Below are 17,383 nucleotides of genomic sequence, written 5' to 3' on the forward strand. Positions count from 1 at the left end.
TAACAATGGCAGAACAACTACATCACGATAATACCGTATTTATCAAAAATAAATTTCCTATTATCATCATCTGTGATCAAGTAAATTCTCCTGCTAATATTGGTAGTATTTTTAGAACTGCAGATAGTTTTGGGGTATCACAAATATATTTTTGTGGTACTGATATTTCTGTAGAAAGTAAACGCATGCAGCGAACAGCAAGAGCTACTCACGAAATCATTCCGTATCAACAAAAAGAAAATATAATTTCGGTAATTGATACACTAATATCTCAGGGATACATCGTTTTTGGATTAGAAATTACTAAGAATAGTGTTCCTATCTCTGAATATAATTTTGACCCTGACTCTAAAATAGCACTAATAATAGGAGAAGAAAAAAATGGAATTTCAGAAGAAGTTTTAACAAAAATAACGCAAACCGTACATATTAACATGTATGGTATTAATAGTAGTATGAATGTAGCTACCGCAACAGGCATAGCTCTATATGAGATTACGAAACAACTGGCTGCCAGAGGTGACTGATAACTTTTTTGACTAGCATCTTTTATAGCTAATGGTAGCTAAAAATACAAGAACATGCATAAAACTGAATACTTTGTAACCAATACTAATTTCTTAATGACTAACTCATGAATTCTAAAACAATTGCTTATGGTATTCTCAGAGCAATAGCTGTGATCGTTGGTGTCTTATTATTGCTGTTTTTTTTATATAAAATACAGTCTATCCTCTTATACATCACTTTTGCTGCAGTGATTTCTTTAATGGGAAGACCATTCGTCTTTTTTCTTAAGAGAAAACTAAAATTTAATAACCTACTTGCTGTCATCTGCACTCTATTAATAACCATAGCACTATTCTTTTGTATATTTTTACTTTTTGTACCTATCATTACCGATCAAGGTAGGCTGATTGGTGAAATTGACATCTACCAGATAGGAGAAAAATTTGATCGTCTTAATCAAGATGCCAGCGATTATTTTTCTATAGAAAAAATCAATTTCCCAGAGCTAATCAAACAAACAGAATTCATGGAATTCTTTGACCTCAAAGCTATTCCTGATATTATCAATACCTTTTTAAATGCTTTTGGAGGAATTATGATTGGCTTATTTTCTGTGCTATTTATTTCATTCTTTTTATTAAAAGACAGCCGACTTCTGGAAAATAGTATGTTGGTTTTTGCTAAGCGTGAAGACGAAACGAAATTTAAAAGAGCTTTTACTAAAATCAAAGATTTGTTATCGCGATATTTTGTGGGCTTATTACTTCAGGTACTTATATTATTTATATTATACGCCATTCTACTTTTAGTTTTTGGTGTAAATAATCCTATTGCGGTAGCATTAATCGCAGCTATTTTTAATTTAATCCCTTACATAGGTCCTCTTTTTGGTGGAGCCTTAGTCCTTATATTAGCAACGACAAGTCACCTCGAACTTGATTTTTCTACAGTACTTTTACCAAAACTGACCTATATATTAATTGGATATATCGTAATCCAACTTATAGATAATTTCCTGAATCAACCTCTAATTTTTGGAAACAGTGTAAAATCACATCCACTGGAAATTTTTCTTGCTATTCTAATTTTTGGAGCGCTCTTTGGGATTGGAGGATTGATTGTCGCAGTACCTTTTTACACAGCGATTAAAGTAGTTGCTAAAGAATTTTTATCTGAATACAAAATCGTGAAACAGTTGACAAAGGAACTATAATTACTTATTATTTACTTTTATATATAATCTTTTATTCTCATTACTAATCTAATACTGACTCCAATTCTTGAACTTAAAAATAGTACATAAATACATACAGAATTTTATAATAGAAAAATCAAAAAGTAACGTTGATATTAATACACTTATTCTTTCAGGAAGTCCTTTTACTGAAATTACAATTCAAGAGTTAGCACAACAAATTAATGGAAGACGTAAAGCCAAAGATAAACTCCCACTATGGTATCAGACTAAGAATATCTATTATCCGCCGATTCTGAATCTAGAACAAACTTCTTCTGAGGCTACTGCATTATATAAAAGTGAATTAGTCTCAGGAGAGCGATTAATCGACCTTACAGGAGGCTTTGGGATTGACGACTATTATTTTTCTAAAAAAGTTGCTCAGGTAATTCATTGCGAACTGAATGCTGAGTTAAGTGCCATTGTTGCATATAATTTTAAAATATTACAAGCAGAAAACATAGAGGTTGTCACTCAAGATGGGTTAGAAATTTTAACACAACAAAAAACAATAGATTGGATATATATTGACCCATCCAGAAGACATGATAGCAAGGGTAAAGTATTTTTTTTAGAAGACTGTTTGCCCAACGTTCCCAAACATTTGAAGGTACTATTTTCTAAAAGCAATAATATTCTACTAAAAACATCACCGCTACTGGATATCAATGCGGGTATCCAGTCACTTCAATATGTAAAAGAAATCCATATTGTTGCGCTACATAATGAGGTAAAAGAATTGTTGTGGGTTTTAGAAAAAGATACAAATCAACCTACTAAAATTCACTGTGTGAATTTGATTAAAGGTGTTAGGGATGTATTTTCATTTTTTTTACAAGAGGAATCTCTAATAAACCCAAAATTTTCTTTACCAAAAAAATATATCTATGAGCCCAATGCTGCAATTCTAAAAAGTGGCGGTTTCCTGAGTGTTGCAAAAGAGTATGGGCTCTCAAAATTGCATATCAATTCACATCTATATACTTCAGATGAAGTAATTGATTTTCCAGGAAGGTGTTTTACGATACAGACGATCATGCCTTATCAAAAAAAACTTCTAAAAAAAGCTAACATTACCAAAGCAAATATTACAACGCGCAATTTTCCAGAATCTGTAGCTAGTATCAGAAAGAAATTTAAAATTAAAGATGGCGGACAGATATATTTATTCTTTACAACAAATAGTTCTAATGAAAAGGTAGTTTTGGTTTGTAGTAAAGTCTAAAAATATCATCAATACTTAGGTTGTACTTAGAGAATACATCTCCCTAAATACCTCTTCGAAGAGGGACTTCTTAGCTACAGTACTTTATATCTTACTTAATTCACTAAATCTCTGCATTACGAACGAATATTTGATGTTCTATAGCATGAATTACAAGACCTGCAATGTTTTTAGCACCTGTTTTAACTAATAAATTATTGCGATGTCCTTCTACAGTTCTTGGACTAATAAACAATTGTTCACCAATCTCTGCTGTTGTTTTTTGTTCACAAATTAACTTTAGTATTTCGCGTTCTCGTGAAGTCAAAAACTCATCGCTATTTTTTCTTTTAGTAGTGGATTTTAAGGAAGCGTCTTCTAAAATTTCCATTACATGTTGGTTGTAATAAAATCCCTTTAATGCGACCTGATTAATGGTATATATTACCTCTGTTGGCGTAGCATTTTTAGCCAGATATGCCACAGCACCTTGCTGTATCATCTTATGTATAAAAGGTTTTGTATAATAACTAGTAAGAGCAATTATCTTAATTTCCGGAAAATTTTTCTTTACTATTTTTGTAGCTTCAACTCCATTTAGATCTGGCATTTTTAGATCCATAAGAATTACCTCTGGCAATTCTTTAGTATGATCTAATTGTTTGATTAAGTCATTACCATTTTCTGCCTGAATACAGATTTCTATGTTTACTTCTTTATCTAAAATAAAGGTAATTCCTTGTCTAAACAAGGTCTCATCATCTGCAATCGCCAATTTTATAATGTCTTTTTTCATGAGATAGATTTTAGAAACTGGTTATGTTTTGTTGATATTAGTTACAATATTATATACACAGTATACAATTGGTTCCTTACAAAAAATATCATCTCTCGATCTCTCCTTCAATAGAGAGGAGTTATATATCATTTCTATTTACTGAATCTATATTAATAGTAAACGTTGCTCCTTTTCCAATTTCGCTTGTATAGATTAGCTCTCCATTAAGCATTTCCACCCTACTTTCAATATTTCTGAGTCCGATTCCTTTCTTTATATCAATAGAACCAGTATCAAACCCTTTACCTTGATCCATATATTTAAGATCTACTTGGGCATCATTATTTTCTAATAGTATAGTAATATGTTCTGCCTCTCCATGTCGTATCGAATTATTTAGTAATTCTTGTATAATTCTAAAAATATGTAATTCGTTGCTTTTAGACAATATATTTGAATATGCTATGGTACAATCAATTGTTACACTTTTACTATTCATAAATTCATCGCACAACTCTTCTATAGCTGCCTGCAGACCAAAATTCTCTAAAATCGGAGGTAATAAATTATGTGCTAATCGTCTGGAACTCTCCAGAGTGTTAGTCGTTACAGCTAATATATGCTGTAGTGTTTGTTCTTTTTCTTTGTGATTCAATCTACCATCAATCAATACATTGGTACTGAGGCTTACTACATTTAGTTTAGCACTAATAGCATCGTGTAAATCCTGGGCAATCCGCTTACGCTCTTCTTCTTGAGTTTCTATAGTTGCGTGCAGGAGTTCTTTTTGGTAAGAGATGGTTAAGTCTTTTTTTTCTAATTCTGTTGCTATAATTTTTTTACGAGAAAAGAAGAAAAATACTACTAATGCTACTGCCATTAATAGCAATACAGATATTGCGATCAAAATGAGAACTACTATTTGTGCGTCTTCTTGTAATAATTCGTTCTCCATTCAACAAAAATTAAGATTTGGAAGATAATGTAAATAAAAGCATTAAGCTTTAAAAGTAAAAGATAAGTATCTTTAGGAATTTTAAGATTAAAAACTAAATTACCTGATGCAAAAATTAGAGTGCTACATATGAGATACAAAAAAATTCCAATATTAATTAATAAAAATTCTGGCTTTTCTATTATTAACGATCGGTACAAATAAAATAATGAATATATTATTAAAATTGATTGAGTCAAGGTTATACCAATAGAATTATAAATAAAAAATAACCTATAATTTTGTGAGTATTGATATCCTAGAAATGATAGAACAATCAATATAATAAATAATACTATTTTCTTTTTTATTAAAAATTTATAAAAAATAGATAATAATAAAAATTGAGAAATAAAAAATACATTATTCAAATACAAATTATTCTTATGTGAGATAACACTTGATAATGTCATCCAAGTTTGGATAATACAAATAACAAAAATAAAAACTGTAAAAATTATAAAAGCCTTACTTCTATGTAAGGCTTTTATATAAAGAATAGTATTAAAAATTAAAAATAAATTCCCAATGTATATTAAACATTTTAAAAATAACATCTATTTTTCTAATTTAGTGGACTTGCGCTATCACATACTGGTGGACATGGTGACGTAGCATCATAAATACCACTACTGATTAATAATTCAGCACCGTCAACATCAATCAAAACAGGTTTTCCGTCTATTTCACCATCAATAATATCTCTATAAACACCATCTATTTCCTTAGTACCCACTAGAAGTATTCTTTCCTCTTTTTCTTCACTCGGTGGTTCAGCACCTATTGCCATATACCCTCGTATATTAAGTTGATTACGTTTAGCCCGTTTTTGTGCAACTGCAGCCACCTTATCAGTCAAAATATTCATTTCATTTAATACTTCAATTAAATCTACTGCAGGTATTAAAAATGCCTTACAAGCATTCGGGTGTCTTTTTCTCCAAGCTGCAGTCCACTCAGCCCCTGTTTCACTACTAACTGTATTTTCTGTATTCGGGTTCTCTTTACTCATTTTTATATTTGGTTTAGATTATTATCCTATAAATTTATAATAATTACTAAGGAAAACCGTATGAAAATAATATAAAATAAGGGAAGATATCACTTTTTAACAAAATCAGGTATTTATACGTGGTGTCTACAATAGATACTGACATTGTTTTATAAACGATATCATCGGTGTTCCCTAAAACAAATAAGATCGCTTGCTTCGAGAATATTAAACATCCATCCCCAACCCTTCCTTCGAAGGAAGGTGGCTAAAAAAATTACCAAACAAAATATATCATTGAGATAAAAATAGTTTTACAAATACACGATAGTCTTCAAAGTAAATGATACTCAAGAGAAACTTCAGTAAACTCAACAAAATTATTGAAATTCTGATACAAATTAAACAGGTACCATACAGAAAAAATGCAGCAGTCGACCAGACGAGCATACATAATCAGGATATGATCGTTTCTCTGGAATCTATAAAGGAAATCGGTTTCCTGCTCATCTCTGGAAATTTCATAGTTTTCAATTTTTTGTAAGGATGTAGTACAAGATTGGGTACAACTCTTAGATTGGCTCTACAATGTTCTTTTACTTCTTTTTGTTGTAATGCACTCATCGAGTCCTCAACATGAAGCAATAACTTATCGGTTCCCAGATCATCAGTTACTACCTCAATAACGTAAATTCCCATTTCTTTATAACTTGTCAATACCTCGATAATACTTTGTGGATATAAAGTGGTGCCTTTATATTTAATCATATGCTTTTTTCTACCTAACACAGGGCTTAAACGCAAGGTACTTCTACCACAACTACAGGGTTCCTCATGAGCTTGTACCATATCACCGGTAGCATACCGTACTAATGGCATGGCTTCTACACCTAATGTTGTAATGACCAACTCGCCTACCGTTCCTTTTGCAACTGGATCACCCATATCATCCAAGATTTCTGTGATAATTAATTCAGGTTGACGATGTCCACCCTGATGTGCTTCACATTCTGTAAAAGCGGTACTCATTTCTGTAGAGGCGTAAGTAGAATATAAATCTATGTCCCAGATTGATTTAATTTTTTTTCCTAGTGTATTTAAATTAAAATCCTGATCTCTTATGGGCTCGCCTATACAAATAGCTGCTTTAACCGAAGAATTCTGGTAATCAATTGCATGTGTCTTTGCATAATACACAAGCTTTAATAAAAATGAAGGTACTACCACAAGATATGTAGACTGAAAACGGGCAATTGAATCCCATTGTAATTCTGGTATCCCGGATCCTACTCGTACCATGGCTGCTCCTAATTTTCTGGTGCCTAAAAAATAAGCCAACCCTGCCATAAATCGTCGATCCATAGTCGTGGTTAGCTGAACTACATCTTTTTTAGTTACTCCTGCGGTAGCAAAAGATATAGCCTCATTATCTGCTAATCGCTGTAAGTCTTTTTCTGTTAATGCAAAAGTCACTGGTTTTCCTAACGTTCCTGATGTCGTCACATAGTCTATTATTTTAGATCTAGGCACACATAAAAAATCATCATTAAATGATTGTAAATCTTCTTTTGTAGTTAATGGTAGTTGTACTAAATCTTCTGTCGTTTTAATTGTATCAATATTAATAGAACACTTAGCAAACGACCTCTTGTAATAGGTAGAATGCTCTGATACAAAAAGTAACATCTCCTGAAGCTTTTTATACTGGAGTGTTTTTATTTCTTCTGGTGTTGCGCGTTCTATGTTTTTAGTCATGTATTTGTTTACTTCTTTTTTGATTCTTAACCGGTATTAGCCTTCTTATAAAACATTCACCGGATCAGGTCTGGCAGTATTACTTTTATACGAATCAATCTTTTATCAATACTCCATTAATTGTACTTATATCATACCCAATATTTTCTAACACTCCATTTTCATTTTGCCAAGGATTAAAATAATCAAAATTTGCTCCCACATACAATGTTTCATCAGAATCATCATAGGATACAGTATTTTTAAAAATAAAGACCTTCCCAAAATCAAATAACACATGTACTTTTTTCTCAGGATAGTAGGTTGTACTTGATGCTCCTTTTAATGCTGTTTGAGAAGTTTTATGAAGTTGGATGTTAGTTTTTTTCTCAAACTCTGATATACTCATTATTTTATCCACTCTATAAGCCTGAGCATTACAAGAAGTAAAATTGTATTTGCTCTGAATCATTCTTCCCACTTTGCATAAATTTTCCGGAGCGTAACAACTCTCAAAAAGAGCATCCCAATATTTAATGTTTTTTATTGCTCTATCATAGTCCATACTATGAGGATTTATTCTTTTTGATATGTAAGGGATCATCTTTCCTTTAGATATAATGCAATATCCGTACTCTATTTCTGTATAAGAATGTGATCCCATATCATTTTTTGTAAAACGTGTTCTACATAAAATATCACCATTTTCGTGTATTGAAATAGGTCTTATTTTAGAACTTATCGAAGAAGGACCTGTCGTAAAGGGTTTAAAACACAAAAACAGAATAGCAATAAATATATATTTTTTCATACATAATTTAATTTGGTTTCAGTCCTGAGCAATTTTCTTAAGTTTTGATTTCATTGCAACAAATTCAGTAAATAGAAGAGCTACTACCTTCGATATTACGTGAAAAAATCTACATCTTTCGTTTACATTTTCTAATATACTTTTTTAATTTCTCCTGATCTGGTATTGTAGTAATTTCTTTTTTCTCTCCTTCCACAAAAGCAGAGAATGCTTTCTCATACTCCTTTTGAGTATAGTGATATTCACCCAATACAAAATACGTTGCCCAATAGTCCGGATTTAAAGTTTTAAACTCCTTTAGCTCATCATCTGGTATGATTTGTCTGGTTTTTGAAGCTTCTTTGATCTTGCTACGAATCATTCTGAACTTTTCATAGTTGGTATATTCTTTAGTATGAATAAATGGATCTTCTGGAATATTTAGTGCTTCTGAGGCAATTACTACCTCTTTCTGAGTAATCTCCAATTTTTTAAAGACAGTATTTAGATCATATGCTACAAATGTTCCCATCTGGTATGGATTGGTAGAAACCCATACTTTTAATTCTTCTGGTTTAAAAACGATTCCGTGATGGGCTAATAACTGGTTTAAAGCTTTCTCATTACCGTAGCCTATATTTTTATCTTCTAATCCTTCTCGATTCCTTAATATTGCGACTGCTTTCTCAGGGTCTAATTGATTATTTTCTGATACTAATTCTGTCATTCGCTGGTATCTATATAAAGAATGCCCTTCTTTTATAGCTTTTAGATTTCGTTTATCACGATGATATGATTCACTTTGAAAATGATTTGCACATACTAATTGGTTCGAATTAGCAACCTCATAAACTCCAAAATTATCTGGAGCTACTTCGATCAAAACCGCTTTTTTATCTTTTGCACTCCCAATCATAATAGATTCTGAAACAAAAACATCCCTTTTTTTTGCAATATCAATCGCTTCCTCTATCGTAGACGCGTATTGCAAAATCTCACGGCTAAGGAGAGAAATTGGTGTTTTTGCGATTGTAGGGACCTTAGAAGCACTCGCATTGATCGTGACGGTGATCCCTTCTGTATTCATACCTGACAGCACACCCATCATTCCTGCCCATCCATAGGACATAAATTTATATCCCCGATCCGGATTTACAAACATGATTAGTTTTTCTTTTGCAAATTCATCTCCTGCATAAAAATCAAAATTACGACCAATCAGCAGTTGCCCGTCTGTCGTTTTTTTGCCCCACGTAGCAAACGAAGTACAACCTACCAACATCAAATCCTGTAATGCGTGTCCTATATCGTGTGCTCCATGTGCATACAACATTCGTACATAGGGTGTTGCAAAATTATTATAATCATCAGATGCATAGCGTGAAACTCCATAAATCTCTTTTTTATATTCTTCGGGTACATGGAGATATAGTTTTCTATTATACCAAGCGATAATTTTACTTAAAAAATTGCGATATCTCTCAGAAGGCACCAATTCTTCTATTTTACCCAGAAAAGCATCTTCTTGTAATTTCATCAATTCTCGAGTAAGGCTACCTGCAGCAATTCCTCTTGCTAAGGGTGTTCCTTCGAGATATAATTCCCACAGACCGTGTTTATTTTTGTGAAGCTGATTATTATTTAGTGTATAGAAATTCTCATTATGAATAATTCTAGTGGTATCAATCTGTTGTATTCCTGAAATATCTGGTATATCAGTAAGCGATTTCTTGACCCCACAAGAAGAAATCAGGATCAGTAATGACAATATTACTATATGTTGTAAAAATTGTTTCATACACTATTTAATCTTTCTTTTTCTTCCAATAACTCTTTGATACGTTGTAATAAGTATTTTTTTCCTAGTATTTCTCCGCAAGTTACTACTGCACTAATTGTCACCCCCAGAATCCCATGCATATTCAATCCCTGTCCTGTAAATAAAAGATTTGGAACCTTAGTCCTTGGTGACAAAAATGATCGCATTGGACTTTTAGCATCTTTAACAAAACCATACATTCCTCCTTCATGACACCCTATATAATCCCTATATGATAGCGGTGTAGATGCGTGTACCGATTGAATACAAGATCGAATCTCTGGAAATTTCTTTTCTATTTCTTTTAAATACACCTCTATTTTACGCTGTTTAAAAGCTTCATAATTTTCTCCTCGATTATTTTTGGATGCTACTGTGTTAAATGTATTCGCCCATGCTTCGGTTTCATCAAACCGCATGTAAGCGATCGATGTTAAATTCTCTGCATATCCCGGATTCTTAAGATCTTCATTCATAGAAAGCCAATAATAATTGGGCCAATCTTTCTCTTTATATTGCTGTGTAGACCATACTTCATTTAATGATGAATGATGGTAATAATTTTTGTTCTGATATGGAAATGTTCCTTTCTTAAACACTATATATAAACTAAAGGAAGAAATCACACTTTCTGTTCGCTGGATTCTATTGTAATATAGTTTTCTAAAACGATTTTTCCCAATAATTTTCAGCGTTAGCTTGGGATCTATATTGGATATAAAAGTTTCTCCATAAAAGGTATCTCCTTGTTTTGTAGATACCGATACTAATTGATCTTCTTCAAAATTAAAAGCGTTTACTTCTTGATATTTATGAATAACACCCCCTAAATTTCTAAAACGTTTAATTAATAATTTAGCAATCTGACTCCCTCCCTGAATACATCTCCAGGCGCTTTCTATATACGAATTAACAGATAGTGCATGTACGTAAAAGGGAGTTTTATTAGGGTCCCCTGCATATAACAAATTAGATCCCCATAAAATTGCCTTCAACTTATCATTTTTGATAATGCTATCGATATAGTCCTTTGCATTAAGAGTTAGACTTGTATCTTCATAATTCAATTCCTCCGGTGACAGGTTATAGAGAGGAAAGGCATAACAGGTATCTTTAACTTTCTGTATATATGCTTTAATCCCTGTTTCTTCTTCGGGAAAAAGCCTGGCTAATTGCTTTATAAAATTATCATACCCCTGCGCGTGTGGATATGCTATCGGATCTCCACCAAAAGTAACTATATCATATCCATCCATATCCATACGTTTGATCTTAAGATCATCCATGATATCCAGATATTGAAAATACTTATACAGGTTTTGCCCTCTATCCAGACCACCTATATAATGAACACCAGTGTCAAAAATACTTTTATCTCTTACAAACGTCTGTAAATTACCTCCAAACTGATTGTTTTTCTCTAAAACACAAACACGCTTGCCTTCTTTAGCAAGAATTGTAGCTGTTACTAATCCTCCTAATCCACTACCAATTATTATAAAATCATATTTTTTCTGCATGGATTATGCCTTGTTCAAAACGGTGATTCCTAACTCTTCTACCTCCACCTTAAAATTCTGGGGTATACGCACTACTAATTCTCTTTCTTCTGAGAATACAATAATTCGTTTTGTATTTGGAGTTATTAAATTCTCTAAGTGTTCCATAGCAACCGGTGAGGCTGTTTGTAACAAAAGTACATCAAATTCAGTACTATTTTTATCCTGATCAGATACAAAATTAATTTTATGTCTATGTGTAGCATAACAATGTTGTGCTACAGATAGATACGCTGGATTGGTAAGTATTCCTTTTAATTTAGCGTACGGTTTCTTATAACTAAGGTATAGTAAGAACTGTCCATACGCATCCGAATACATACCTACTTTATCAGATGGTTGAATAAAGGTAGCAGCTCTGTAATATACATTTTTTTGCTTTCTAAATTCATTCTTCATTTCAGTAAAACAAGTCTTATAACGATAATTGTTTAAAAATGCTTTTTTATAATAATCTACTCCTTCAATTTCTCCTTGCAACTCAATATATTGCTCTTTAGAATAGCGACTCATTTTTTTTGTTCTTTCTGTATAGCTACTTCCAAAGTCTATATTCTCAGGGGTAACTCTGGGTAAAATCTTCACGCATATTGTTCCTTCTCGGATTATAAAATCTCCTTTTGGCGAAATCTGGGAATTTCCATGAAGTATCACAGGTATTATATCCAAGTTTAATTCTTCAGCGATATAAAAAGCACCTTTATGAAACCTACTCATCTTAGCTCTATCTGCTCTGGAACCTTCAGGAAATACAACTAATGAGTATCCTTGCGCTATCTTTTCTTTTAAGTGTGTAATCCCATCTTCTACCCCAGAAGAGACGGGATAAAAACCAGCGAGTTTTGCTGCTTTGCCAAAAACAGGATTTTTATAAACCCAATCTTTGACCAGAAAAATAAGCTTAGGATGTAATCTTCCAATAGCAAGAATATCTAAGAATGAGGTATGATTAGCAATAATAATACTGGGGTTGCTAAAGTCCTCATTGTTACTATTTATTATTTTTTTCTTTAGATATGGATTGGTGTAAAGAACAGAAGCCATTAATCTGGCAGTTAGCTTGTGATACCAGCTCATTTTCTTTTTCGTAGCTATGGGAAACCAAGGAATTATCAAACTACAGACCGTAGATACTACAAAGCCTACACTGATAAAATACCCAAAGCCTACTAAGGACCAAAACGTTTGCCATACTTGCAAAGGAGCTAATCCTTTTTTTGACCGATTGGTAATCAGTATATGAAACAACAATGGCTGTATTGTAAATGCTACTAAAACTGCTGCCAAAATACCTATGAGAGAAACGACAGCAATAGATCTGAGTGCAGGATGTTTTGCAAAAATTAAAACCCCAACACCTAATATTGTTGTAATGACAGATAGAAGAATCGAGGTTTTATAGGTTGGTAATTCTTTTGATCCGTAAGTATACTCTTTTATCAACCCATTGGTAATAAAAATACTATAATCTATTCCCAATCCAAATACGAATGTAGATATAATTACATTAAAAATAGTAAACTTAATACCAAGCAACTGCATTACTCCCAATGTGATTATCCAGGTAATTGCTATAGGAAGTACCGTAATAAGGGTAAGCATAGTATCCTTATAAAAAAGCAGTAATAGGAACACCACTGCAATTAAAGAATAGCCTATCAATGTATTGAAATCATTTTTTAAGTTTCCTAATAAATCTTCATTGAGCTGCTTACGATCAATCACTACCATATTAGGAATACCACTCAATTCCTTCGTCAATACATCTGCATGATCAGGATGTACTTTTATAGCAGAAACTACGGTTGAAAATGCATCTTCTTTACTAACGAATTCATCTAAATATAATTCTTTGACTTTTCTATATTGATCAAAACCTATAGTCTTATGATCAGATTGTAAGACCTCGTAAAACGGTGTAAATGTTTTTGTTTTAAAACCCAATACTACTCCTTTCTCTTTTAATAGTTTGATAATCGTATCCGTACGTTGCTTTGTCCAGAACTCATTCCAGATTCGTATTTTTTCTTGCTGCTTTTCCTGAGATAAAACAATACCTCCAATCGAGCTATAATTCATCAGTGCATCCTGTTCCTTTTTTTTGTGTAGCAAGGTATACACTGTATTATTGGTATTCAATGCCTCATTCAAAGAAGTTCCATAAGTAACCAGATATATCGATTGTGAAGCAGTAGTATTATTAATCCGATCAAGATCAGTTTCTGCTTCTACCAATCCATCAGGTTGGTAATTCATAGCACTAAGATCTGTATCAAACTCTACTTTATGAAATAAAAACAGTCCTATACAACACATAATAACCACTGCAGCAACCAGCACTTTATACTGATGAAAACCAATTTTTGATACGATATCTAAGAATGTCTTCTTTTCAGTTATTTCTTTTGTAGATGAACGATATACTTGTGGAATAAAAATCAATGCAAATACAGATGCACTTACTACACTGATTGCTGCAAAAATCCCTAAATCCTGTAATGCTTCAGATTTTACAAAAATTAAGCATAAAAAAGCAACTGCTGTGGTAGCACTGCTCATCAAAACTGGCATTGCCACATCACGATATAGCTCTGTGACATCTCTATTATTTCTAAAATGTGTAAGGATATGTAGTGAATAATCCAGTGTGATCCCCAATAAAACTGATCCTATCCCAAGAGAGATCGCCGATATTTGCCCTTTTATTAAATATAGCATAGCAATGGCTATAATGGCTCCAAAAACAGTGGGTGTAAAAATAATGAGTGGTACTGTAATTTTTCTGTAGAACGCAATCAAAATCAGCAACAAAATGGTCAATGCTATGCTGATGGTAAGCTGTATATCTTTTTTTATTTGCTTAGCATTTGCAACTGCATATAAAGTAGATCCGAACAAAGTGGCTTTTATTTCATTGTTATATGCTGTGTTTAATATAGTAGTAATGCTTTCTAATCCATCCACAAAAAAAGTATTCTCTCTGGTTTCATTAGCCGATAATGCTGGTGTAATGAAGAGTAATATGTTTTTTTGGTCCTTAGTAATTAAATATCCGTTATAAAGGTCAAAGTTATCTCCTAACTGTAATTGTGCCAATTTTTGTAAACCGATCGGAGTCAATGCCAATGGATCTTTAACAATGAACTTTTTAGTCACTAATCCCGCTGGTGAAATCAGAGTTTTATAGTTCGTGTTTAAAATATTGGTAATGGAATCAGAATTAATTTTTTTTGCAATTAACTTATAATCAGATTCAGTAAGAAAAAAAGGAAGATGTTGGTATACAAAATCATATAATTCCATTACTGTATCATCTGCTACTTTACCTTGAATCTTATCTATATAATCAGGAAGCTGGCGCTGCAAGGAATCTATATATTGATCAGCATATTCTGTCAGCTTTTCAGGGTTTGCTTCTTTTACACTAATGTTTACTACAATTTTATCCGAAAAAGAAACCTGTTGTAGTACTTTTTTAATAGTCTCTGACTTATCATTGACAGGAATTAAATCCGTAATATCTTCTTTAAAATCAATTTGATTTGCCAGAAATGCAAAAACTGCAAAAACTGCGATAATTGTTGGCCATGCAATTAATTTATATTGTCTGATGTGTTGATATACAGATAAAAAAAGGTTAGGCATCAATTGTATTACGTTTAGAATTGCGAATGCTAAAATACAAATACGCAACGATTCCAGAAATCAATGCTACGACAATTGCCAGCACTACACTACCTATTATATATTGACTCAATCCTGTAAAGACGTCGGTACTTGATTGTATATCTTCGATATTTAATGTGGCATCTATTTTTTTACCTAAAACAATTGCTCCTAACTGATAACTGATGTAAATAATAAATGGAATTACTGGAGGCAGACTGATATTAGAAAAAAGAAAGGCAATAGCTTTATTTAGTTTAAAAACACTTGCCATGGTGATTACTAAAACTGTTTGAAATCCCCACAAGGGAACAATACCTATAAAAAGCCCTAACATAATAGCTTTTGCCTTTTGTAACGGAGCTTCATCACTCTTCAGGATATCTTCTTTCCATATTTTTTTAAACCCTTTTTTTTTTGCTCCGAGTACTAATCTCTTAGGAAGATAAAATAATAACGTAAGGAGTACCAGCCATGTATTGAGCAGACTGATTCTGGTAAAATCCTGAAAAGGTCTAAAATGAGATACGCGTTCTTTCTCATCATATAAAACCTTAATCGGAATATTACGAACCTGGACACCACGCCAAGCTAATTTTACAATCACTTCTATCTCTAGTTCGAATTTAGTTGTAAAAAGGCGTAATTTATTAATTTCTTTAATTGGATAGAGTCTAAAACCGGATTGTGTATCCTCTAACTTAATTCCGGTTTCTATATGATACCAAAAATTAGAAAACCTATTACCAAAGCTACTTTTGCCCGGTACAGATGGATCCTTCATATTACGAGCACCAATTAATAAAAGTGGTATTTCAGGATTTTGTTGCTCTAATTCATTAAGAAAAACAGGTAGATCTGATGGGAAATGTTGTCCGTCACTGTCTATGGTGAGTGCATAATCATATCCCAATCTATTTGCTGCCTTAAAACCCTCACGTAATGCCATCCCTTTACCTCTATTCTCAGGAAAAGTTATGATTTCTAATTGACTTTCATAAGGTACTAAAATAGTAGCAGTAGTATCTGTAGCACCATCATTAATAATCAGTATCCGATCTGTGTATTCTAAAACCCCTTGAATAATAGCATCCAGTGTTTTCTGGTTGTTATAAGTAGGAATTAAAACACAACAATTCAATGCTTCAAAACGCGAATCTAATTGGGTTGTTATCGTCACAATACTATTTTATACTTCGTAAAAATAGGATAATTAGGGACGGAGTACAAGATAATACGTATGCGGTTTATAATTAACCCGTAAACTTTATACTAAGAACTACAATTGGTTTAATCATAGGCAAAACCTTTTACAGATTGCTCTACTTCATTAAGGCTCCAATTATAATCCTTAGGTCCAAGATCATCTTGATTGGTTATTGGTATTCTAGAATATCGGTTTACAAACCCTACAAGGTCTTCTCCATTTTCCTTAAAATCTTTTCTATACCAGGAAAATATTTTTGAAAGACTAATATGAGAAGCTGTAATTGTATTTCGGGTTGGATCATTAATAAATCTTTCTGCTTGAATATCTAATAATTCATATAGGTTTTCTGCAGTATATGCTCTATTGGATATAACAGGACAAGAGATCGAAGCACAATTAATGGCAAAATGTATTCTTGCATCTCCGAATTTCCTCAAGATGTTGTGTTCTATATCATTAAGACTAAGCCATTCACCATCTATTTTAATAAATTTCTTATCCCAAGGTTTTTTCAGATCCTTAATACTCTCTATAGGGTAACTATCAATAACTAATTTGATGGTATAGGCATTATAAGCGTTAATCCAATATGCCATTTGCTCATTGCGAGACCAACTAGCATCTGGTCTGTTTTGTGATAGCTCCTTAAAATATTTGTATAAATAAGAACTGTCTTGCATAAAACCAGCATAATTAACACTACCATCTTCATAAACGTTCAGTAATAAGGCAGTATCCCAACTGGTATGATCAAACTTTTCCTGACTAGATATTGTAAGACTAAAACCTAGTATAATACATAAAGTTATAATTGTTTTCATAGTGTAATAATTTTAGTGTTGCTCTTATTAGGACGTTTTTAATTCAGATTCCTGTCAGACTATATGCAAA

General features: G+C 32.4%; 13 protein-coding genes. 3 read left to right on the forward strand and 10 right to left on the reverse strand.

Features of this window, described 5'->3' with window-relative positions:
- Nucleotides 1–5: 5 nt before the first annotated feature.
- From ABD816_RS09545 to ABD816_RS09555, 3 genes are all read left to right on the forward strand, one after another.
- Nucleotides 6–527, forward strand: a complete 522-nt coding sequence (locus ABD816_RS09545; RefSeq protein ID WP_344926793.1) for a TrmH family RNA methyltransferase — start codon at nucleotides 6–8, stop codon at nucleotides 525–527.
- A 107-nt stretch (nucleotides 528–634) separates the two neighbouring features.
- The gene (locus ABD816_RS09550; protein WP_344926795.1) at nucleotides 635–1,723 is read left to right on the forward strand and encodes an AI-2E family transporter; all 1,089 of its coding nucleotides are present in this window, start codon (nucleotides 635–637) and stop codon (nucleotides 1,721–1,723) included.
- A gap of 67 nt (nucleotides 1,724–1,790) precedes the next feature.
- Nucleotides 1,791–2,972 carry a THUMP-like domain-containing protein gene (locus ABD816_RS09555; RefSeq protein ID WP_344926797.1) on the forward strand — a complete coding sequence of 394 codons (1,182 nt, stop codon included), beginning with the start codon at nucleotides 1,791–1,793 and terminating at the stop codon, nucleotides 2,970–2,972.
- Nucleotides 2,973–3,075: 103 nt separating this feature from the next.
- Here ABD816_RS09555 and ABD816_RS09560 read toward each other — a convergent pair whose 3' ends face one another.
- The 10 genes from ABD816_RS09560 to ABD816_RS09605 all read right to left on the reverse strand — a co-directional run bounded on the left by ABD816_RS09560 (nucleotide 3,076) and on the right by ABD816_RS09605 (nucleotide 17,313).
- Entirely contained in the window at nucleotides 3,076–3,747 is a 672-nt protein-coding gene (locus ABD816_RS09560; protein WP_344926799.1) for a response regulator, read from the reverse strand.
- Between the two features lie 121 nt (nucleotides 3,748–3,868).
- Nucleotides 3,869–4,684: a sensor histidine kinase gene (locus ABD816_RS09565; protein WP_344926801.1), complete on the reverse strand. Its 816-nt coding sequence runs from the start codon at nucleotides 4,682–4,684 to the stop codon at nucleotides 3,869–3,871.
- A gap of 604 nt (nucleotides 4,685–5,288) precedes the next feature.
- Nucleotides 5,289–5,735, reverse strand: a complete 447-nt coding sequence (locus ABD816_RS09570; RefSeq protein WP_344926803.1) for a hypothetical protein — start codon at nucleotides 5,733–5,735, stop codon at nucleotides 5,289–5,291.
- 435 nt (nucleotides 5,736–6,170) lie between these two features.
- On the reverse strand, nucleotides 6,171–7,469 hold the full coding sequence (flxY, locus tag ABD816_RS09575; RefSeq protein ID WP_344926805.1) for a flexirubin biosynthesis putative acyl-CoA ligase FlxY: 1,299 nt from the start codon (nucleotides 7,467–7,469) through the stop codon (nucleotides 6,171–6,173).
- Nucleotides 7,470–7,563: 94 nt separating this feature from the next.
- Nucleotides 7,564–8,259, reverse strand: a complete 696-nt coding sequence (locus ABD816_RS09580; protein WP_344926807.1) for a hypothetical protein — start codon at nucleotides 8,257–8,259, stop codon at nucleotides 7,564–7,566.
- Between the two features lie 109 nt (nucleotides 8,260–8,368).
- The gene (locus ABD816_RS09585) at nucleotides 8,369–10,036 is read right to left on the reverse strand and encodes a C45 family autoproteolytic acyltransferase/hydrolase (protein WP_344926808.1); all 1,668 of its coding nucleotides are present in this window, start codon (nucleotides 10,034–10,036) and stop codon (nucleotides 8,369–8,371) included.
- Nucleotides 10,033–11,577, reverse strand: coding sequence for a phytoene desaturase family protein (locus tag ABD816_RS09590; protein WP_344926810.1), 1,545 nt, complete (start codon nucleotides 11,575–11,577; stop codon nucleotides 10,033–10,035). Before ABD816_RS09590 ends, ABD816_RS09585 begins: the two co-directional genes overlap by 4 nt.
- A gap of 3 nt (nucleotides 11,578–11,580) precedes the next feature.
- Nucleotides 11,581–15,261: an MMPL family transporter gene (locus ABD816_RS09595; RefSeq protein WP_344926812.1), complete on the reverse strand. Its 3,681-nt coding sequence runs from the start codon at nucleotides 15,259–15,261 to the stop codon at nucleotides 11,581–11,583.
- Nucleotides 15,254–16,462 (reverse strand): DUF2062 domain-containing protein, encoded by a 1,209-nt coding sequence (locus ABD816_RS09600; RefSeq protein WP_344926814.1) that lies wholly within the window; start codon nucleotides 16,460–16,462, stop codon nucleotides 15,254–15,256. Before ABD816_RS09600 ends, ABD816_RS09595 begins: the two co-directional genes overlap by 8 nt.
- Before the next feature lie 110 nt (nucleotides 16,463–16,572).
- Nucleotides 16,573–17,313, reverse strand: coding sequence for a DUF547 domain-containing protein (locus ABD816_RS09605; RefSeq protein ID WP_344926816.1), 741 nt, complete (start codon nucleotides 17,311–17,313; stop codon nucleotides 16,573–16,575).
- Nucleotides 17,314–17,383: the final 70 nt, after the last annotated feature.

Origin of the sequence: Aquimarina addita, assembly GCF_039539305.1 — a bacterium.
GTDB lineage: Bacteria > Bacteroidota > Bacteroidia > Flavobacteriales > Flavobacteriaceae > Aquimarina > Aquimarina addita.

Excerpts from the sequence above, each read along its gene's own strand:
- ABD816_RS09545 (WP_344926793.1), top strand. The coding sequence starts at position 6 with ATGGCAGAACAACTACATCACGATAATACCGTATTTATCAAAAATAAA.
- ABD816_RS09550 (WP_344926795.1), top strand. The coding sequence starts at position 635 with ATGAATTCTAAAACAATTGCTTATGGTATTCTCAGAGCAATAGCTGTG.
- ABD816_RS09560 (WP_344926799.1), bottom strand. The coding sequence starts at position 3,747 with ATGAAAAAAGACATTATAAAATTGGCGATTGCAGATGATGAGACCTTG.
- ABD816_RS09565 (WP_344926801.1), bottom strand. The coding sequence starts at position 4,684 with ATGGAGAACGAATTATTACAAGAAGACGCACAAATAGTAGTTCTCATT.
- ABD816_RS09570 (WP_344926803.1), bottom strand. The coding sequence starts at position 5,735 with ATGAGTAAAGAGAACCCGAATACAGAAAATACAGTTAGTAGTGAAACA.
- flxY (WP_344926805.1), bottom strand. The coding sequence starts at position 7,469 with ATGACTAAAAACATAGAACGCGCAACACCAGAAGAAATAAAAACACTC.
- ABD816_RS09580 (WP_344926807.1), bottom strand. The coding sequence starts at position 8,259 with ATGAAAAAATATATATTTATTGCTATTCTGTTTTTGTGTTTTAAACCC.
- ABD816_RS09585 (WP_344926808.1), bottom strand. The coding sequence starts at position 10,036 with ATGAAACAATTTTTACAACATATAGTAATATTGTCATTACTGATCCTG.
- ABD816_RS09590 (WP_344926810.1), bottom strand. The coding sequence starts at position 11,577 with ATGCAGAAAAAATATGATTTTATAATAATTGGTAGTGGATTAGGAGGA.
- ABD816_RS09595 (WP_344926812.1), bottom strand. The coding sequence starts at position 15,261 with ATGCCTAACCTTTTTTTATCTGTATATCAACACATCAGACAATATAAA.
- ABD816_RS09605 (WP_344926816.1), bottom strand. The coding sequence starts at position 17,313 with ATGAAAACAATTATAACTTTATGTATTATACTAGGTTTTAGTCTTACA.